Below are 23,346 nucleotides of genomic sequence, written 5' to 3' on the forward strand. Positions count from 1 at the left end.
CGCGGATCAGCTCGGCGACGTAGCTGGGGTCGCGGTGGCCACCCGGACGGGCGACGACCATGACCGCGCCCTGGATCAACGGCCAGAACAACTCCCACACCGACACGTCAAAACCGAACGGCGTCTTGTGCAACACCCGGTCCCCCGGTGCCAGACCATATCGGACCTGCATCCACACCAGACGGTTCACGATCCCAGCGTGGGACACCACCACACCCTTCGGGACGCCCGTCGACCCAGACGTGTAGATCACATACGCCGCCTGCGCCGGAACGACCCGAACACCCGGGCCCCCATCCGGCAGACCCTCCGACTCCGCCAGCTCAACCTCGGACACCACACACACCGCGCCCGCATCCGCCACCATGAACGCCACCCGCTCAGCCGGCAGATCCGGATCAATCGGCAAGTAGGCGCCACCCGCCTTCACCACGGCCAGCAACGCAACCACCAGGTCCGCGCCGCGCGGCAGGCGCACACCCACCACGGAGTCCGCACGGACACCACGGCTCATCAACAACCGGGCCAGACGGTTCGCTCGACTGTCCAACTCGGCGTAGGACAACGCATTACCCTCGAACACCACCGCCGGCGCGTCCGGAGTCCGCGCCACCTGCGCCGCAAACAACCCCGGCAACGTCTCGGCCGGCACCTCGACCGCGGTGTCGTTCCACGCACGCAGCACCCGATCGAGCTCGACCTCGTCGGAGACCGGCATCGCCGACAACATCGGCCGCGTCCCGCTGTCCTCCAGCGCCGACACCAGGTGCCCGACGGCGGTGTGCAGCATCCCGGCGACCGCCCGCGGGTCGATCGGCCCGACCGCGTCGACGGTCAGCCCGAAGCCGGTCCCGTCGTCTTCGATCGAGACCGTCACCGGGTAGTTGGTGCTCTCCCGGGAGTACACGGTGCGGACACCCTCGAACCCGTCCGGTCCGTCGCCGCTGCTCGACTGGCCGGCGCTGTTGTGCCGGTAGTTGAACAGCGTGGTGAACAGCGGTAGGTCGCCCGGCACCGCGCTGACCTGCTGCGCCAACGCCAACGGCGCATGCTCATGCTCCAGCAGGCGGGCCAGCTGCCCGCGCATCGCGTCGACCGCAGCGAGCGCATCCACGCTGCCGGTCGGCACCCGCACCGGCAGCGTGTTCATGAACAGCCCCGGCACCCGGTCAGCACCGGCACCGGCGTTCATCCGGCCGAACAACACCGTGCCGAACACGACATCCTCACGACCGGACACCACCGCGAGAACCCGCGACCACGCCAGATGCATCACCGTCGCCGGGCTCACGCCCTGCCGCCGGGCCGTGTCACGCAACCGCGCCGCCAGGCCCGGCTCCAGGGTCTGCCCGGCCCGCACCAGGCCGGACCCGTCGCCGCGGACATCGCTGACTCCGAACGCCGCCGTCGGCTCGTCCACCCCGGCCAGCAGCTCCCGGAAGTACTCCTCGTGCTCCCCGCCGGCCACGCCCGCCCGGGCCTGCGCCACGAAGTCGCGGAACGGGAGTGGCTCGGGCAGGAGGTCGGCCCGGCCGGCCAGCACCGCGTCGATCTCGCCCGTCACCACATCCAACGCCGTGTGGTCCTGGACCAGGTGATGCACCCGGAGCAGTCCCAGCCAGCGGCCGTCGGTCACCTCGGCGACGTGCAGGTCCAGCAGCGGTGCGCGGCCCAGGTCCATCGACGACCCGACCGCCGACATCAGCGCCGCCACCGCGTCCTCGGCGTCGTCCGGCAGGCCGACCTCGGTCACCGGCAGGGTCGCCGACCGCCACACCACCTGCACCGGCTCCTGTATCCCTGTCCACACCACCGACGTCCGGAACACGTCGTGCCGGTCGACGACCTGCTGCAACGCCCCAGCGAACCGGTCCAGCCGGTCACGGCCGTCGAACTCGAGCACGAACGAGGTCAGGTAGACGTCGTCACCGCCGTCGGCCAGCAGGTGATGGAACAGGATGCCCTGCTGCAGCGGTGCGAGAGGGTAGATGTCCGCGACATTCGCCGCGCCGCCCTCGACCGTGCCGACCACGGCCTGGACCTCAGCCTCGGACAGGTCGACCAGCGGCAGCATCTCCGGCGTGATCACCTGCGCACCGGCCGGGATCAGGTTCGCCGGGACCTCCACGCTCACACCACCGGCCGACGCTGCCAGCCCGGCGGGGGTCGGAGACAGGAACAGCGCCCGCACCGACACCGACACACCCCGCACCCGCAACCACTCCACCAGGCGCACCGCTAGCAGCGAATGCCCACCCAACGCGAAGAAGTCGTCGTCGACACCGACGTCGGCAACACCGAGCACCTCCGCGAACGCCTGACACAACACCTCCTCCCGCGCATTCGCCGGACCCCGACCGACACTTCCAGTCGCGGCGAAGTCCGGCGCCGGCAACGCCTTGCGGTCCAGCTTCCCGTTCACCGTCAACGGCAACGCAGCCAGGACCACCACCGCCGCCGGCACCATGTACTCCGGCAACCGCTCACCCACGAAGCCGCGCAGCAGCGCCGGCAACCCGTCGCCGTCGCCGCCGGCCGGGACCACGTAGGCGACGAGCCGCTTGTCCCCGGTCGTGTCCTCACGGGCGATCACCGCGGCCTGGGCCACCCGCGGATGCGCGGACACCACCGCCTCGACCTCACCGGGTTCGATCCGGAACCCACGGATCTTCACCTGCTCGTCGACTCGGGCCAGATACGTCAGCGTCCCGTCGGCGCTCCAACGCACCACGTCCCCGGTCCGGTACATCCGCTCCCCGGACGTGCCGAACGGACACGCGACGAACCGCTGGCCGGTGAGACCGCCACGCCCGGCGTACCCACGGGCCAGACCCGCGCCCGCGATGTAGAGCTCCCCGGCCACACCGACCGGCACCGGGCAGAGCCGGTCGTCCAGCACGTACACCTGTGTGTTCGCGTTCGGCCCGCCGATGTGGGGGTCCTGTCCGGGGACCAACGGACCCGACATGGTCGCGGATACCGTCGCCTCGGTCGGACCGTACGGGTTGATGAACCGCCGGCCGGGCGCCCACCGGTCCAGGAGCTCTCCGCTCAGTGCCTCGCCGCCGGTCACCAGGGACGTGACCGAGGCCAGGTCCTCCGGTGCCAGGACAGCCAGCACGGCCGGCGGCAGCCACGCGAACGTCACGTCGTGCCGGGCCACCACTTCGGCCAGGCCGGCACCCGGTAGCAGTTCCCACGCGGGGGCCACCACCAGGCACGCACCGGAGCTCAGTGCCAGCAGAAGTTCCCAGGTCGCCGCGTCGAAGCCGACGGAGGCGAACTGCAGTGCCCGGCTGCCCACGCCGAGCTCGAACTGCTGCGTCCGCGTCGCGACCAGGTTCACCGCGCCGCCGTGTGTGATGACGACACCCTTCGGCGTGCCGGTCGAACCCGACGTGTAGATCACATACGCCGGGTGCGCCGGCAGCAGCGTCGCCGGCACCACGGCGTCGCCGTCGTATGCCGCAACCCCAGGATCGTCGACCACCACCGTCGGCAACGTCCCCGGCACACCCGCGGCGCGGGCCGAGGACGTCAGGACACACTGCGCTCCGGCATCACCGAACATGAACGCAACCCGCTCCACCGGCAGCTCCGGATCCACCGGCAGATACGCACCACCGGCCTTCCACACCGCCAGCAACGCCACCACCAGATCCGCACCACGGTCCAAACACACCGCAACCACCGACTCCGGACCCACCCCACGATCAACCAACAACCGAGCCAACCGACCCGCCCGAGCATCCAACTCCGCATACGACAGTTCGACTCCGTCGCCGCGAACTGCAGGCGCGTCCGGCGACCGCACCACCTGCGCCGCCAACAACTCCGGAACCGTCCCAGCAGCCACCGCAACCGCCGTGTCGTTCCACTCCACCAACATCTGACGCCGCTCACCCACGGTGAGAACGTCCACGCTGGAGATCGGGGTGGTCGAGTTGGTCAGTACGGTTTCCAGCAGCCGAACCCAGCGCTGGCCGATGTCGATGACGGTGCCGGCATCGAACAGGTCGGCCGCGCCGGTCAGCACCCCCTGCATGCCGGCGGGGGTGCCGTCGGCACCGAATGCCTCCGACACGACGATTTCCAGGTCGAACTTCGCCGACGACGACATCCCCGGCGCCGGCGCCGGGGCGGCAGGTTCGCCGGCATCCACACCCGGCAGGTCCAGGACCGCGTCGGCGTTGTTCTGCACCGCCAACATCACCTGGAACAACGGATGCCGTGCCAACGACCGGACCGGCGACAGCTCCTCAACGAGGCGCTCGAACGGCACATCCTGGTGCTCGAACCCGGCCAGCGTGGTCTCCCGCACCCGAGCCAGCAACTCGACGAACGTCGGGTCACCGGACAGGTCGGTGCGGATCACGAGCGTGTTGACGAAGAACCCGACAAGGTCATCGAGTGCCTGGTCCGTGCGACCGGCGATCGCCGCGCCGATCGGGATGTCGGTGCCGGCGCCGAGCTTCGACAGCAGCACACCCAGTCCGGCCTGCAGCAGCATGAACACGGTCACGCCCTCGGCCCGGGCGAGCTGCGACAGACGGGCGTGCAGGTCCGCGCCGACCTGCAACGGCACGGTGTGCCCACGGTGGCTTGCCGCCGCGGGCCGCGGCCGGTCCGTCGGCAACGCCAGCTCCTCGGGCGCACCGGCCAGGGCCTGCCGCCAATACGACACCTGCCGTGCGATCACGCTGTCCGGGTCGGACTCGTCGCCAAGCAGGTGCCGCTGCCACAGCGTGTAGTCGGCGTACTGCACCGGCAGCGGGTCCCACGCCGGAGCCTGCCCAGCCGCCCTGGCCGCGTAGGCGGTCGTGACGTCCGCGGCCAGCGGCCCCATCGACCAGCCGTCGCCGGCGATGTGGTGCACGACCACCACCAGCACCCGCTCACCGGTGTCACTGAACAGCCAGGCCCGGATCGGCACCTCGGTGGCCAGATCGAACGTGTACTGCGTCGCCGCATCCACCGCCTCGGCCAGCTCCGCCGCTGCCGCGTCCACCAGGTGCAGCTGCCATTCCAGGTCTTCGGCCGGGATCACCTGCTGGAACGGCTGCCCGTCAACAGTCGGGAAGACCGTGCGCAGCACCTCGTGCCGGCCGATGACGTCCCGCAACGCCGCCTCGAGGGCCTGCGCGTCCACCTGGTCCGACAGGCCCAGCACCATCGGGATGTTGTAGATCGCGCTCGGACCCTCCAGCTGCCCGATGAACCACAGCCGGCGCTGCGCGTAGGACAACGGCAGATGCTCTGGCCGCTCCGACGGCACCAGCGCCGACCGTGCGACCCCCGCACCCGCCAACCGGCCGGCCAACCGTGCCGGTGTCGGCGCCTCGAACAACGCCCGCAGCGGCAGCTCCACGCCGAACATTGCCCGGACCCGGCTCACCAGGCGCACGGCCAGCAGTGAGTGCCCGCCGAGTGCGAAGAAGTCGTCGTCGACTCCGATGGCGTCGAGTCCCAGTACCTCCGCGAACGCCAGACACAACAGTTCTTCGCGGACGTTCGCCGGCCCGCGCCCTGCTCCTGCGGCCGCGGCGAAATCCGGTGCGGGCAGGGCCTTGCGGTCCAGCTTCCCGTTCACGGTGAGTGGCAACGCGGCCAGCACCATCACGGTCGGCACCATGTACTCCGGCAACCGGCCTTCTGCGAACCCGCGCAACGTCCCGGGCAGTCCGTCGCCGTCACCATCGGCCGGAACCACATACGCGACGAGGCGCTTGTCCCCGGCGGTGTCCTCGCGGGCGATCACCGCGGCCTGGGCGACCTGCGGGTGGGTGGCGATGACCGCCTCGATCTCGCCCGGCTCGATCCGGAACCCGCGGATCTTCACCTGCTCGTCCGCCCGACCCAGATACACCAGATCGCCGTCGTTGGACCACCGCACCACATCACCGGTCCGGTACAGCCGTGCCCCGTTGTCGAACGGGTCCGCGACGAACCGCTCTCCCGTCAGACCGGGACGGCTGACGTAGCCGCGGGCCAGTTGCACCCCGGCCAGATACAACTCGCCGGCAACCCCAGCCGGGACCGGCGCCAACCGGTCGTCGAGGACGTAGACACGGGTGTTGAACACCGGACGACCGATTGGCACCGGTCCTGCTGCCGGGACCGCGCATTCGGTCACGTCGACCGACGCTTCGGTCGGGCCGTAGAGGTTGAACAACCCAACGTCCGGCAGGACCTCGAAGAACCGGTCCCGGACTGCCGCTCCCAACGCCTCACCGGAACACACCACTCGCCTGAGACCACCGCATTCGGCTGCCTGCGGTGCGGCCAGGAATGCCTCCAACATCGACGGCACGAAATGCACGGTGTCCACGTGCTCATCACGGATCAGCTCCGCCACGTACCCCGGGTCGCGGTGGCCACCCGGACGGGCCACCACCATCACCGCGCCCTGGATCAACGGCCAGAACAACTCCCACACCGACACGTCAAAACCAAACGGCGTCTTGTGCAACACCCGGTCTCCAGGCGCCAGACCGAACCGCGCCTGCATCCACACCAGGCGGTTCACGATCCCAGCGTGGGACACCACCACACCCTTCGGGACGCCCGTCGACCCAGACGTGTAGATCACATACGCCGCCTGCGCCGGAACGACCCGCACACCCGGGCCCGCATCCGGCAGACCCTCCGACTCCGCCAGCTCAACCTCGGACACCACACACACCGCGCCCGCATCCGCCACCATGAACGCCACCCGCTCAGCCGGCAGATCCGGATCAATCGGCAAGTAGGCACCACCCGCCTTCACCACGGCCAGCAACGCAACCACCAGGTCCGCACCCCGCGGCAGGCGCACACCCACCACGGAGTCCGCACGGACACCACGGCTCATCAACAACCGGGCCAGACGGTTCGCCCGACTGTCCAACTCGACGTAGGACAGCGTCGCGCCCTCAAACACCACCGCCGGCGCGTCCGGAGTCCGCGCCACCTGCGCCGCAAACAACCCCGGCAACGTCTCGGCCGGCACCTCGACCGCGGTGTCGTTCCACGCACGCAGCACCCGATCGAGCTCGGCCGCACCCAGCACACCGAGCTCGGACAGCGGCGTCCGCGCGCCGCCGTCGAGACCGGCTTCCAATGCCGGGACGAGACCGGTGACCACGGTGTGCAGCATCTCCGCGACCGCCCGCGGGTCGATCGGCGCGACCGCGTCGACGGTCAGCCCGAAACTGGTCCCGTCGTCTTCGATCGACACCGTCACCGGGTAGTTGGTGCTCTCCCGGGAGTACATCGCTCGGACGCCCTCGAACCCGCTGGCGGCATCGCCGCCCTCAGCTTCACCGCCGCTGTTGTGCCGGTAGTTGAACAGGGTCGTGAACAGCGGCAGGTCGCCCGGCACCGCACTAACCCGCTGCGCCAACGCCAACGGCGCATGCTCATGCTCCAACAGACGAGCGAGCTGACCCCGCATCGCGTCGACCGCGGCCAACACATCCAGACCGCCGGTCGGCACCCGCACCGGCAGCGTGTTCATGAACAAGCCCGGCACCCGGTCAGCGCCGGCACCGGCGTTCATCCGGCCGAACAGCACCGTCCCGAACACAACATCCTCACGACCGGACACCACCGCGAGGACCCGCGACCACGCCACATGCATCACCGTCGCCGGGCTCACGCCCAACCGGCGGCCCACCTCCCGCAGCCGCCGACCCAGGCGAGCGTCCAGCCCGACGCCGGCCCGTACCACCGCCGACCCGTCACCACGAACGTCGTTGATTCCGAATGCCGCCGTCGGCTCGTCCACCCCCGCCAGCAGCTCCCGGAAGAACGCCTCATGCCCGCCACCGGCCAGGCCGGCTCGGGCCTGCGCCACGAAATCCCGGAACGGCAAAGGCTCGGGCAGCGTGTCGGCTCGGCCCAGGAGCACCGCCTCGATCTCTCCCAGTACCACCTCCACCGCTGTGTGGTCCTGGACCAGGTGGTGCATCCGCAGCAACGCCAGCCACCGGCCGTCGGCGACCTCGGCCACGTGCATGTCGAGCAGCGGCGCGCGGCCCAGGTCCATCGACGAACCGACAGCCGACAGCAGCTCCGCTACCAGGTCCTCGGCATCGTCCGGCAGGGTCACCTCGGTCACCGGCAGGGTCGCCGACCGCCACACCACCTGCACCGGCTCGCGGAGCTCCTCCCACGCCACCGACGTCCGGTACACGTCATGCCGGTTGATGACCTGTTGGAACGCTCCAGCGAACCGGTCCAGCCGGGCGCGGTCGTCGAACTGCAGCACGTATGAGGTGACGTAGGCGCCTTTGCCGCCGTCGGCGAGCAGGTGGTGGAACAGGATCCCTTCCTGCAACGGCGCGAGAGGGTAGATGTCGGCGACGTTGCCCGCGCCGCCGTCGACCCGCCTGACCACCGCTTCGATCTCGGCTTCGGTCAGCTCCACCAGCGGCAGCATGTCCGGTGTGATCGTCTGTGCGCCCGCGGGGATCCGGTTCGCGGGAACCTCGATCGTGGCGGGACCCGCCACCGCGGCCAGCCCGGCCGGTGTCGGCGCCTCGAACAACGCTCGCGCCGACACGGGCACACCCCGCACCCGGAGCCATTCGACCAGTTGCACGGCCAGCAGCGAGTGCCCGCCCAGGGCGAAGAAGTCGTCATCGACCCCAACGGATTCCAGTCCGAGGACCTCGGCGAACGCCTGGCACAGCAGTTCCTCGCGCACGTTCGCCGGGCCGCGCCCGACGCCCGCCGCGGGGTTGAAGTCCGGCGCGGGCAGGGCTTTGCGGTCGAGTTTCCCGTTGGCGGTCAGCGGCAGGGCATCGAGGACGACCACGGCGGAGGGCACCAGGTACTCCGGCAGCCGCAACGCGGCGAACTCCCGCAGCGCCGCCGGCAACCCGACACCGTCACCGGCCGGAACCACATAGGCGACCAGTCGCTTGTCGCCGGGCTCGTCTTCCCGGGCGATCACCGTGGCCTGCAGCACCCGCTCGTGCGCGGTCAGTGTCGCCTCGACCTCACCGGGCTCGATCCGGAACCCGCGGATCTTCACCTGATCGTCGGACCGTCCCACGAACACCAGCTCACCCGCAGCGGTCCAGCGCACCACGTCCCCCGTGCGATACAGCCGCCCGCCGGCAGCGTCGAACGGATCCGCCACGAACCGCCCGGCCGTCAGCCCGGCCCGCGCCACGTACCCGCGCGCCAGACCGGCACCGGCCACATACAACTCACCGGCCACGCCCACCGGCACCGGCGACAACCACGCATCCAGCACGTACACGCGGGTGTTGACCACCGGCCGGCCGATCGCCACCTGCTCGGCACTCGGATCGCACTGCCACAGTGTCGCGTCCACTGTCGTCTCGGTCGGACCGTACGAGTTGTACATCCGGTGCCCCCGCGCCCACCGCGCCATCAGCTCCGGCGTGCACGCCTCCCCGGCCACCACGACCGTCACGTCCGGCCCGATCGACGCCGGGTCCAGCAACGCCAGCACCGCCGGCGGCAGCGTCACAAACGACACCGCCTCGGCCGCCAGCAGCCCCGTCAACGCCGCCCCGAACCGCTGCGCGGACGGAATGACCACCAGCGCCGCCCCCTGCAGCAGCGCCATGGACCATTCCCAGCCGAACGTGTCGAAGCTCGCCGACGCGAACTGCCCCACCCGATCTCCTGCGCCCACTCCCAGCAGGCGGGCGTGACCGGCCGCGAAGCTCGCGAACCCGGCGTGCGAGACGAGCACACCCTTCGGCGTCCCCGTCGACCCGGACGTGTAGATCACATACGCCGGGTGCGCCGCGACCAGCGACGCCGGCACCACGTCACCGGCCGCGACCGGCGGCAACTGCGTCTCATCCAACACCGTCACCGGCGCCCCGGCCCGCGTCACAACATCCGCGGTCGCCGAAGACGCCAGCACGACGATCGGCCCGGCATCGGCCAGCATGAACGCGATCCGCTCCACCGGATACTCCGGGTCGATCGGCAGGTACGCGCCGCCTGCCTTCAGCACGCCGAGCAACGCCACCATCAACTCGACGCCACGTTCCAGGCACACCCCCACCAGTCGCTCCGGGCCGACACCCAACCCGACCAGGTGCCACGCGACCCGATCCGACCGGACATCCAACTCCGCGTACGACACCGCAACCCCGTCGCACACCACCGCTGCCGCGTCCGGGTCCCGCGCGACCTGCGCCGCGAACAACTCCGGCAGGGTCGCTGCGCCGATCGGGTCGGCTGTGTCGTTCCACTCGACCAGCAGCCGGCGGCGCTCGCCCGCGTCCAGCGCGTCCACCCTGGAGATCGGCAGGTCCGGGTCGGCCAGCGCCGATTCCAGCACCCGCACCCAGCGCTCGGCGATCGATGCCACCGTGGCGGCGTCGAACAGGTCGGCCGCCCCGGTCAGCACCCCCTGCATCCCGGCGGGGGCACCGTCGGCGTCGAAGGTCTCCCCGACGATGGTGTTCAGGTCGAACCTCGCCGCCGACGTCTCCTCCACCGCGGGCGTCTCCGCCTCCGTGTCTGCCGCGGTCTCCTGTCCGCCGGCGTACACCCCAGGCAGGTTCAGCACCGCGTCGGCGACGTTCTGCACCGTCAGCATCACCTGGAACAGCGCATGCCGGGCCAACGACCGCGTCGGGGACAGCTCCTCAACGAGGCGTTCGAACGGCACGTCCTGGTGCTCGAAGCCGGCGAGGCTCGTCTCCCGCACCCGACCCAACAACTCCGTGAACGTCGGATCACCCGACAGATCGGTCCGCATGACGAGGGTGTTGACGAAGAACCCGACCAGATCGTCCAGGGCCTCATCACCGCGTCCCGCGACCGGCGTACCGATCGGGATGTCGGTGCCGGCGCCGAGTTTCGACAACAGCACCCCCAGCCCGGCCTGCAGCAGCATGAACACGGTCACGCCCTGGGCCCGGGCCACCCGCAGCAACCGCGCGTGCAGCTCGGCGCCGATCCGCACCGGCACCGTGTATCCGCGGTGGCTGGCGACCGCCGGCCGCTGCCGGTCCGCCGGCAACGCCAGCTCTTCCGGCGCCCCGGCGAGGGCCTGCCGCCAATACGACACCTGCCGTGAGATCAGGCTGTCCGGGTCGTCCTCGTCGCCGAGCAGTTCCCGCTGCCACAGCGCATAGTCGGCGTACTGGACCGGCAGCGGCTCCCACACCGGGTCCCGACCGGCCAGCCGCGCGGTGTAGGCGGTTGACACGTCGGCGGCCAGCGGCACCATCGACCAGCCGTCGCTGGCGATGTGATGCACCACCATCACCAGCACCTGATCACCCGACCCATCGCTGATCAGCGACACCCGGATGGGCACCTCCACCGCCAGGTCGAAGGTGTACCCGGCCGCCGCCGTCACCGCGGCAGGAAGGTCCGACGGGGTCACCTCGAGCCGCTGCGGCCGCCAATCGAGGTCCTCGACGGCGATGATGTGCTGGTACGGCCGGCCGTCCGCGGTTGTCCGGATCACGGTGCGCAGCGCCTCGTGCCGGCCGATCACGTCCCGCAACGCCGCCTCGAGCGCCGCAGCGTCGATGTCGCCGGACAGTCGCAGCGTCACCGGCTCGTTGTACGTGGCGGTCGGGCCTTCCAGCTGGCCGATGAACCACAACCGTTGCTGCCCGTACGACAGCGGCAGCCGCTCCGGCCGCGCCCACGGCACCAGCGCCGACCGGGCCCGCTCCGCTCCGGACAGCCGGCTGGCGAGCTTGGCCGGGGTCGCGGCCTCAAACAGCACCCGCAGCGGCAGCTCCACCCGGAAGACGGCCCGGAGCCGGCTCACCAGGCGCACGGCCAGCAGCGAGTGCCCGCCGAGTGTGAAGAAGTCGTCGTCGACTCCGATGGCGTCGAGACCCAGTACCTCCGCGAACGCCAGACACAACAGTTCTTCGTGCACGTTCGCCGGGCCGCGTCCGGTCCCGGCGGTGGCCGCGAAGTCCGGCGCGGGCAGGGCCTTGCGGTCCAGCTTCCCGTTCACGGTCAGTGGCAGCGCGGCCAGCACCACGATTCCGGACGGCACCATGTACTCCGGCAGCCGATCGGCCGCGAACCTACGCAGCACCAGCGGCAGGTCGTCGCCGTCACCATCGGCCGGAACCACATACGCGACGAGGCGCTTGTCCCCGGCAGTGTCCTCACGAGTAATGACAGCGGCTTGCGCGACCTGCGGGTGGGTGGCGATGACCGCCTCGATCTCGCCTGGCTCGATCCGGAACCCGCGGATCTTCACCTGCTCATCCGCGCGACCCAGATACACCAGGTCCCCATCCGCCGACCAGCGGACCACGTCACCGGTGCGGTACAACCGGCCACCAGCGTCGAATGGGTCCGCGACGAACCGCTCCCCCGTCAGGCCGGGACGGCTGACATAGCCGCGGGCCAGTTGGACCCCGGCAAGATACAACTCGCCGGCGACCCCAGCCGGGACGGGCGCCAACCGGTCGTCCAGGACGTAGACACGGGTGTTGAACACCGGACGACCGATCGGGACGGGCCCCTCAGTTGGGACCGCGCACTCGGTCACGTCGACCGATGCTTCGGTCGGGCCGTAGAGGTTGAACAACCCGACGTCCGGCAGGACCTCGAAGAACCGGTCCCGGACCGCCGCACCCAACGCCTCACCAGAACACACCACCCGCCTGAGCACGCCACACTCGGCCGCCTGCGGGGTCGCCAGGAACGCCTCCAGCATCGACGGCACGAAGTGCACGGTGTCGACGTGCTGGTCGCGGATCAGCTCCGCCACGTAGCCCGGGTCGCGGTGGCCGCCCGGACGGGCGACGACCATGACCGCGCCCTGGATCAACGGCCAGAACAACTCCCACACCGACACGTCAAAACCAAATGGCGTCTTGTGCAGGACCCTGTCTCCCGGCTGCAGCCCGAACCGAGCTTGCATCCACACCAGACGGTTCACGATGCCAGCGTGGGACACCACTACGCCCTTCGGGACGCCGGTCGATCCAGACGTGTAAATCACATACGCCGCCTGCTCCGGCACCACCCGCACACCCGGGTTCGCGTCCGAACCGCCCTGGTCGTCGATGTGCACGACCGGCACACCCAACCCGGCCAACGTCCCGTCGGACACGACACACGCCGCGCCCGCATCCGCCAGCATAAATGCGATCCGGTCGGCCGGCAGGTCCGGATCGATCGGCAGGTACGCAGCGCCGGCCTTCACCACGGCCAGCAACGCCACCACCATGTCCACACCGCGCGGCAGACACACCCCCACCACCGAATCCGGACCCTGGATCATCAACAACCGAGCCAGACGATTCGCGCGACCGTCCAACTCGGCGTAGGACAGCGTCGCGCCCTCGAACACGAGGGCCGGTGCGTTCGGAGTGCGCGCCACCTGCGCCGCGAACAATCCAGGCAGCGTGTCGGCCGGCACCTCGGCCGCGGTGTCGTTCCACGCACGCAGCACGCGATCCAGCTCGGCCGCACCCAACACGCCGACCTCGGACAGCAGCGTCCGGGTGCCACCGTCGAGACCGGCTTCCAACGCCGGGACGAGACCCGCGACCACGGTGTGCAGCATCCCTGCGACTGCCTGCGGGTCGATCGGCCCGACCGCGTCCACGGTCAGCCCGAAGCCGGTCCCGTTGTCATCGACCGACACCGTCACCGGGTAGTTGGTGCCCTCCCGGGAGTACACGGTGCGGACACCCTCGAACCCGTCCGGGCCATCGCCACTGTCTTGCTGGCCGGCGCTGTCGTGCCGGTAGTTGAACAGCGTGGTGAACAGCGGCAGGTCACCGGGCACCGCGCTGACCTGCTGCGCCAACGCCAGCGACGCATGCTCGTGCTCCAGCAGGCGGGCCAGTTGCCCGCGCATCGCGTCGACCGCTGCCAGCACATCCAGTTCGCCGGAGCGCATCCGCACCGGCAGTGTGTTGATGAACAGCCCCGGCACCCGGTCCGCGCCTGCGCCGGCGTTCATCCGGCCGAACAGTACGGTGCCGAACACGACATCCTCACGACCGGAGACGACCGCAAGTACCCGCGACCACGCCACATGCATCACCGTCGCCGGGCTCACCCCGAGCCGCCGGGCCGTGTCACGCAACCGCGCCGCCAGGGCGGGGTCCAGGGCCTGCCCTGCCTGTACCAGGCCGGACCCGTCGCCGCGAACATCGCTGACCCCGAACGCCGCCGTCGGCTCATCCACCCCGGCCAGCAACTCCCGGAAGTACTCCTCGTGCTCCCCGCTGAGGAGCCCGGCGCGGGCCTGCGCCACGAAGTCCCGGAACGGCAGCGGCTCCGGCAGCGTGTCGACGCGACCCGACAGCACCGCCTCCATCTCGGCCATCACCACGTCCAGCGTCGTGTGGTCCTGCGTCAGGTGATGCATTCGCAGCAGCCCCAGCAGCCGGCCGTCGGCGATCTCCGCGACGTGCAGGTCCAGCAGCGGTGCGCGGCCCAGGTCCATCGACGACCCGACCGCCGACATCAGCGCCGCCACCGGGTCTGTGGTTCCGGCCGGCAGGCTGACCTCGGTCACCAGCAGGGTCGCCGACTGCCACACCACCTGCACCGGCTCCCGCAACCCGGCCCACACCACCGAGGTTCGCAGCACGTCGTGCCGGTCGATGACGTGCCGCAGCGCCGCGACGAGCCGGTCGAGGCGGCCGCGGTCGTCGAATTCGATCACCGTGGGGGTGACGTACACGTCCTGACCGCCGTCAGCGAGCAGGTGGTGGAACAGGATGCCTTCCTGCAGCGGCGCGAGGGGGTAGATGTCGGCGACATTCGCGGCGCCGCCCTCGACCGTGCCGACCACGGCCTGGACCTCAGCCTCGGTCAACTCGACCAGCGGCAGCATGTCCGGCGTGATCACCTGTGCACCGGCCGGGATCAGGTTCGCCGGGACCTCCACGCTCACACCACCGGCTGACGCTGCCAGCCCGGCCGGGGTCGGAGACAGGAACAGCGCCCGCACCGACACCGACACACCCCGCACCCGCAACCACTCCACCAGCCGCACCGCCAGCAGCGAATGCCCACCCAACGCGAAGAAGTCGTCGTCGACACCGACGTCGGCAACACCGAGCACCTCGGCGAACGCCTGACACAACACCTCCTCCCGCGCATTCGCCGGACCCCGACCGACGCTTCCGGTCGCGGCGAAGTCCGGCGCCGGCAACGCCTTGCGGTCCAGCTTCCCGTTCACCGTCAACGGCAACGCGGACAGGACCACAACCGCCGCCGGGACCATGTACGCCGGGAGCCGCTCCGCCACCGACCGGCGCAGCACCGCCGGCAGGTCCGCCACGGCTTCCTGCCCTGCCACTACGTAGGCGACCAGTTGCTTGTCCCCGACCGTGTCCTCGCGCACGATGACCGTCGCCTGCATCACCTGCGGGTGGGCGGTCAACGCCGCCTCGATCTCGCCGGGTTCGATCCGGAACCCGCGAACCTTCACCTGCTCATCCGCGCGACCCAGATACACCAGGTCCCCGCCGGCGGTCCACCGCGCCACATCTCCGGTCCGATACAACCGACCACCCACACCGAACGGGTTCGCGACGAACCGACCCGCCGTCAAACCGGTCCGGCCCGCATACCCACGCGCCAACCCGGCACCGGCGACATACAACTCACCGGCGACGCCCTGCGGGACCGGCACGAGCCGGTCATCGAGCACGTACACCCTGGTGTTGACGATCGGGCCACCGATCGTCGGCACGTCACCGACCGTCAAAGGCTGCGACATCGACGCACACACCGTCGTCTCCGTCGGCCCGTACGCGTTCACCAACCGGCGTCCCGGCGCCCATCTGTCAACCAGTTCTGCGCTCAACGCCTCACCAGCGGACACCAGGGTGGTGACCGACGCCAGGTCTTCCCGGGCGAGGACTGCCAGCACCGCGGGCGGCAACGTCGCATGCGTCACCCCGAACCGGGTCAGCACTCCCGTCAGGCCAGCACCCGGCAGCAGCTCATCCGCCGCGGCCACGACCAGGCACGCACCCGAACACAACGACACGAACATCTCAGCGGTCGCCGCATCAAACCCCACCGACGCGAACTGCAACACCCGACTGTCGCCGCTCAGGCTGAACCGCTCCGCCTGCGCCGCCACCAGACTGCCCAGCCCGGCATGCGTGACCACGACACCCTTCGGCGTGCCGGTCGAACCCGACGTGTAGATCACATACGCCGGGTGCGCCGGCAGCAGCGTCGCCGGCACCACCGCATCACCGTCGTACGCCGCAACCCCAGGATCGTCGACCACCACCGTCGGCAACGTCCCCGGCACACCCGCGGCGCGGGCCGAGGACGTCAGGACACACTGCGCTCCGGCATCACCGAACATGAACGCAACCCGCTCCACCGGCAGCTCCGGATCCACCGGCAGATACGCACCACCGGCCTTCCACACCGCCAGCAACGCCACCACCAGATCCGCACCACGGTCCAAACACACCGCGACCACCGACTCCGGACCCACCCCACGATCAACCAACAACCGAGCCAACCGACCCGCCCGAGCATCCAACTCCGCATACGACAACTCGACCCCGTCACCACGCACCGCAGGCGCGTCCGGCGACCGCACCACCTGCGCCGCCAACAACTCCGGAACCGTCCCCGCCGGGACCGCAACCGCTGTGTCGTTCCACTCCACCAACATCCGACGCCGCTCACCCACGGTGAGAACGTCCACGCTGAAGATCGGGGTTGAGGGGTTCTCCAGCACGGCCTCCAGGACCCGGACCCAGCGGCGGGCGATGTCGGCGACGGTGCCGGCGTCGAACAGGTCAGTCGCGCCGGTCAGCGTGCCGCGCAGGCCAGCCGCGGCGCCGTCGGTGCCGAATACCTCCGATACCGTGATTTCCAGGTCAAACTTCGCCGACGAGGACGTCCCCTCCGCTAGGACGGTAGGTCCGCCGGCTTCCACACCCGGCAGGTCCAGGACCGCGTCGGCGTTGTTCTGCACCGCCAACATCACCTGGAACAACGGATGCCGCGCCAACGACCGAACCGGCGACAACTCCTCAACAAGCCGCTCGAACGGCACATCCTGATGCTCGAACCCAGCCAGGCTCGTCTCCCGCACCCGAGCCAACAGCTCGACGAACGACGGGTCACCGGACAGGTCGGTGCGAATCACCAGCGTGTTGACGAAGAACCCGACAAGATCATCAAGTGCCTGGTCCGTACGGCCGGCGATCGCCGCGCCGATCGGGATGTCGGTACCGGCGCCGAGCTTCGACAGCAGCACACCAAGTCCGGCCTGCAGCAGCATGAACACGGTCACACCCTCGGCACGGGCAACCTCCGACAGGCGAGCGTGCAGGTCAGCGCCGACCTGCAACGGCACGGTGTGCCCACGGTGGCTTGCCGCCGCGGGCCGCGGCCGGTCCGCTGGCAACGCCAGCTCCTCCGGCGCACCCGCCAGGGCCCGCCGCCAATACGACACCTGCCGTGCGATCACACTGTCCGGGTCGGACTCGTCGCCAAGCAGATCACGCTGCCACAGCGCGTAATCGGCGTACTGCACCGGTAGCGGCGCCCACGCCGGCGCCCGACCAGCCAGCCGCGCCGCATATGCCGTCGACACATCACCGGCAAGCGGCCCCATCGACCAGCCGTCACTGGCAATGTGATGCACCACTACCACCAACACCCGCTGATCCGAACCATCACCGAACAACCACGCCCGGATCGGCACCTCGGTGGCCAGATCGAACGCGTACTGCGCCGCTGACTCGACGGCCTCGCCGAGCTCCGCCGCCGCGACCTCCACCACCTGCAGCCGCCAGTCCAGGTCATCCAGCCGAATCACCTGCTGGAACGGCTCACCGTCAACAGTCGGGAACACCGTCCGCAGCACCTCGTGCCGGCCGATCACGTCCCGCAACGCCGCCTCGAGCGCAGTCGTGTCGACCTCGCCGGACAGGCCCAGCACCTCTGGGATGTTGTACAGCGAGCTGTGGCCTTCGAGCTGCCCGATGAACCACAGCCGTTGCTGTGCATAGGAAAGTGGCACCCGCTCGGGTCGCGCCCACGGCACCAGCGCGGACCGCGCCACCCCCGCACCTGGCAGGCGGCCGGCCAGCCCAGCCGGTGTTGCCGCTTCGAACAACGCCCGCAACGACAGCTCAACCCCGAACACCGCCCGCAACCGGCTCATCAACCGCACCGCCAGCAGCGAATGCCCACCCAACGCGAAGAAGTCGTCATCGACCCCGACGTGGTCGAGGTCCAGCACTTCAGCGAAGGCCTGACACAACAACTCCTCGCGCGGGTTGGCCGGGCCTCGACCGGTCCCGGCGGTCGACGCGAAGTCCGGGGCGGGCAGGGCCCTGCGGTCCAGCTTCCCGTTCACGGTCAGCGGCAACGCGTCCAGCACCACCACCGCGGCGGGCACCATGTATTCCGGCAGCCGGTCACCAACGAACCCACGCAGGATCGCCGGCAACCCGTCGCTGTCGCCATCCGCCAGCACCACGTAGGCGACCAGCCGCTTCTCCGCTGTGGCGTCCTCCCGGGCGATCACCGCGGCCTGCGCCACGTGGGGGTGCGCGGTCAGCACCACCTCGATCTCACCAGGCTCGACCCGGAACCCGCGGATCTTCACCTGCTCGTCGGCGCGGCCGACGAACGTCAGGTCACCCGAACCGGACCAGGACACCACATCCCCGGTCCGATACATCCGCGCGCCACCAGTCGGGTCGAATGGGTCGGCGACGAACCGCTCACCAGTCAGGCCACCGCGACCCACGTACCCGCGCGCCAGACCCGCACCGGCGACATACAGTTCCCCGGCCACCCCGACCGGCACCGGCGCCAACCGATTGTCCAGCACATACACCTGCGTGCCAGAGATCGGCGCGCCGATCGGCACACTCCCACCGCCGGCCACATCCTGCGGCCGCACCGCGTGCACCGTCGTGAACGTCGTGTTTTCCGTCGGACCGTACCCGTTGAGCAGTCGCAGGCCCGGCACCCGCTCCAGCACTGTGCGGCAGGCGGTCACCGACAACACGTCACCACCAGACAGCAACTGCCGCACCGGCGCGAACACCTCGACGTCGTCACCGACCACCTGGTGGAACCAGCCCGCCGTCAGCCACAACGTGTCCACCCGATACTCGGCCAAGAACGCACCCAACTCGGCCGTCGACATCGCACCCGGTCGGGCCACCGCCAACACGGCGCCGTTCAGCAGGGCGCCCCAGATCTCGAACGTCGCCGCATCGAACGACGCCGACGCCAGATGACCGATGACGTCCTCGACACCGACCTCGAAGAAACTCGCCTGCCACACCAGACGCACCACCGCCCGATGCGGCACCACCACACCCTTCGCCACCCCCGTCGACCCCGACGTATACATCACATACGCCGCCTGCCCACCATCCACCGACACAGCGACCGGCCCATCAGACAGACGCGACACCGAACCGGCAACCCGCCGATCATCCAACGCCACCGACCTGACCCGACCCGCCGGCAACTCGTCCAACACATCCTCAAAGCCCAGCAACACCCCCGCACGCGCATCGGCGAGCATGAACCTGATCCGCTCGACCGGGAGTTCAGGATCGATCGGCAGATACGCACCACCCGCCTTCACCACCGCCAACAACGCCACCACCATGTCCACGCCCCGCGGCAGGCACACCCCCACGACTGACTCAGCACCAACCCCGACGCTGATCAAATACCGGGCGAGGCGGTTCGACCCCGCATCCAGCTCCGCATACGACAGCTCGACCCCGTCACCACGCACCGCCACCGCACCCGGCGTCCGAGCCACCTGCCCCGCGAACAGCTCCGCCAGGGACACCTCCGGAACCTGGACCCCCGTGTCGTTCCACCCGAACAACACCCGCTCCCGCTCAACGGCGTCGAGCACATCGACCGTGGACACCGGCGCCGACGGATCCGCCAGAGCCGCCTCCAACACCCGAACCCAACGCCGAGCGATATCAGCAACCGTCGCCGCATCGAACAAGTCCATCGACCCGGTCAGCACACCCCGCAGCCCTGCCGCGACACCATCGGCGTCGAACGTCTCCGACACCACAACGTTGAGGTCGAACTTCGCCGACGATGTCTCTTCCGCCGACGTCGCTTCTGTCGCCTCCGCGGGCCCGCCGGCTTGTACCCCGGGCAGTTCCAGGATCGCGTCTGCGGTGTTCTGCAGGGTCAGCATCACCTGGACCAGCGGGTTCCGGGCCAATGACCGAGCCGGGGCGAGCTCCTCGACCAGCAGCTCGAACGGCACGTCCTGGTGCTCGAACCCAGCCAGGCTCGTCTCCCGCACCCGAGCCAGCAGCTCGGTGAAGGACGGGTCGCCGGACAGGTCGGTGCGGATCACGAGCGTGTTGACGAAGAATCCGACAAGATCATCGAGCGCCTGGTCCGTGCGGCCGGCGATTGCCGCGCCGATCGGGATGTCCGTGCCGGCGCCGAGCTTTGACAGCAGCACACCGAGTCCGGCCTGCAGCAGCATGAACACGGTCACGCCCTCGGCCCGGGCAACCTCCAGCAACCGCGCATGCAACCCGGCCGGCACGTCCACCGGCACGGTGTGCCCACGGTGACTGGCGACCGCCGGCCGCGGCCGGTCCACCGGCAACGTCAGCTCCTCCGGGGCCCCGGCCAGGGCCCGCCGCCAGTAGCTGACCTGCCGTGAGATCACACTGTCCGGGTCGGACTCGTCGCCGAGCAGTTCCCGCTGCCACAGCGCGTAATCGGCGTACTGCACCGGTAGCGGCGCCCACGCCGGCGCCCGACCAGCCAACCGCGCCGCATATGCCGTCGACACATCACCGGCAAGCGGCCCCATCGACCAGCCGTCACTGGCAATGTGATGTACCACCACCACCAACACCCGCTGATCCGAACCATCACCAAACAACCACGCCCGGATCGGCACCTCGGTGGCCAAGTCGAACGCATACTGCGCCGCCGAGTCCACCGCCTCGCCGAGCTCCGCCGCAGCAACCTCCACCACCTGCAGCCGCCAGTCCAGCGCCTCCAGCGGAATCACCTGCTGGAACGGCTCACCGTCAACAGTCGGGAACACCGTCCGCAGCACCTCGTGCCGGCCGATCACGTCCCGCAACGCCGCCTCGAGGGCCTGCACGTCCACGACACCCGACAGGCCCAGGACCATCGGAATGTTGTAGAGCGCGCTCGGGCCCTCCAGCTGGCCGATGAACCACAGCCGTTGCTGTGCGAACGACAACGGCACCCGCTCCGGTCGCGCCCACGGCACCAGCGCCGACCGCGCCACCCCCGCACCCGGCAGGCGGCTGGCCAAACCAGCCGGTGTCGCCGCTTCGAACAACGCCCGCAACGACAGCTCAACCCCGAACACCGCCCGCAACCGGCTCATCAACCGCACCGCCAGCAGCGAATGCCCACCCAACGCGAAGAAGTCGTCATCGACGCCGATGTGATCCACACCGAGGACCTCAGCGAACGCCAGACACAACAGCTCTTCATACACACTCACCGGGCCACGACCGACCCCAGCGCCAGCCGCGAAATCCGGCGCGGGCAGCGCTCTGCGGTCCAGCTTGCCGTTCACGGTCAACGGCAACGCGGCCAACACCACCACGGCGGACGGCACCATGTACTCCGGCAACCGATCACTGGCGAACGCGCGCAACACCGCGGGCAGGCCGTCACCGTCACCGGCGGCCGGCACCACATACGCGACCAGCCGCTTGTCCCCCGCCGTGTCCTCCCGGGCGACCACCGCGACCTGCGCCACCTGGGGATGCCCGGTCAGCACCGCCTCGATCTCGCCAGGCTCGACCCGGAACCCACGAATCTTCACCTGCTCATCAGCCCGGCCGACAAACATCAACTCACCCGAACCAGACCACGACACCACATCCCCGGTCCGATACATCCGGCCACCACCAGCCGGGTCAAATGGATCGGCGACGAACCGCTCACCAGTCAGGCCACCGCGACCCACATACCCGCGCGCCAGACCCGCACCAGCGACATAGAGTTCCCCGGCCACACCCACCGGCACAGGACTGAGCCGACCATCCAGCACATACACCTGCGTGCCGGAAATCGGCGCGCCGATCGGCACACTCACACGGTCAACCACATCCTCCTGCTGGACGGCGTGCACCGCCGTGAACGTCGTGTTCTCCGTCGGCCCATACCCGTTCAGCAGCCGCAGACCCGGCACCCGCTCCAACACCGTCCGACACGACGCCACCGACAACACATCACCACCAGCCAACAACTGCCGCACCGGCGCCAACACCGCCACATCCGCACCCACCACCTGATCAAACAAACCAGCGGTCAACCACAACGTGTCCACCCGATACTCGGCCAGGAAGGCACCCAACTCGGCCGTCGACATCACACCCGGCCGCGCCACCGCCAACACGGCCCCGTTCAACAGGGCACCCCAGATCTCGAACGTCGCCGCATCAAACGACGCCGACGCCAGATGACCGATCACATCTCCAGCGCGGACCTCGAAGAAACTCGCCTGCCACACCAAACGCACCACCGCCCGATGCGGCACCACCACACCCTTCGCCACCCCCGTCGACCCCGACGTATACATCACATACGCCGCCTGCCCACCATCCACCGACACAGCGACCGGCCCATCAGACAGACGCGACACCGAACCCGCGACCCGCCGATCATCCAACGCCACCGACCTGACCCGACCCGCCGGCAACTCGTCCAACACATCCTCAAAGCCCAGCAACACCCCCGCACGCGCATCAGCGAGCATGAACCTGATCCGCTCAACCGGGAGTTCAGGATCGACCGGCAGATACGCACCACCCGCCTTCACCACCGCCAACAACGCCACCACCATGTCCACGCCCCGCGGCAGACACACCCCTACCACCGACTCGGACCCAACCCCGGCGCTGATCAGATACCGGGTGAGGCGGTTCGACCGCGCATCCAGCTCCGCATACGACAGCGACACACCACCACCCACCACCGCCACCGCATCCGGCGTCCGAGCCACCTGCCCCGCGAACAACTCCCCCAGGGAGACCTCCGGAACCCGAACCCCCAAGTCGTTCCACCCGAACAACACCCGCTCCCGCTCAACGGCGTCCAACACGTCAACCCCGGACACCGCGACCGACGGATCGGCTAGGACCACCTCCAACACCCGCAGCCACCACCGGCCGATCGAGGCAACCGTCCCGGCGTCGAACAGGTCCACGGATCCGGTCACCAGACACCGCATCCCTGCCGCCGCACCGTCGGCGTCGAACGTCTCACCGACGATCCAGTCCAGGTCGAACTTCGCCACCGCCATCTCGGCAGCCGCCGCGGCCGCCGACCCGCCCGCCCGGACACCCGGCAGATCCACCACCGCGTCCGCGTTGTTCTGCA

Annotated in this window: 1 protein-coding gene (running past both ends of the window); it reads right to left on the bottom strand. The window is 69.8% G+C overall.

This entire window lies inside a single protein-coding gene on the bottom strand: locus AB0K00_RS37975, encoding a non-ribosomal peptide synthase/polyketide synthase (RefSeq protein ID WP_363531061.1). The 31,842-nt coding sequence extends 4,334 nt beyond the window's left edge and 4,162 nt beyond its right edge, so the window shows coding positions 4,163–27,508, spanning codon 1,388 (partial) through codon 9,170 (partial); the first complete codon in reading order (the gene reads right to left) occupies positions 23,342–23,344. Both codon boundaries (start and stop) fall beyond the window edges.

Source organism: Dactylosporangium sp. NPDC049525 (genome assembly GCF_040676755.1).
In the GTDB taxonomy this organism is placed as follows: Bacteria; Actinomycetota; Actinomycetes; order Mycobacteriales; family Micromonosporaceae; genus Dactylosporangium.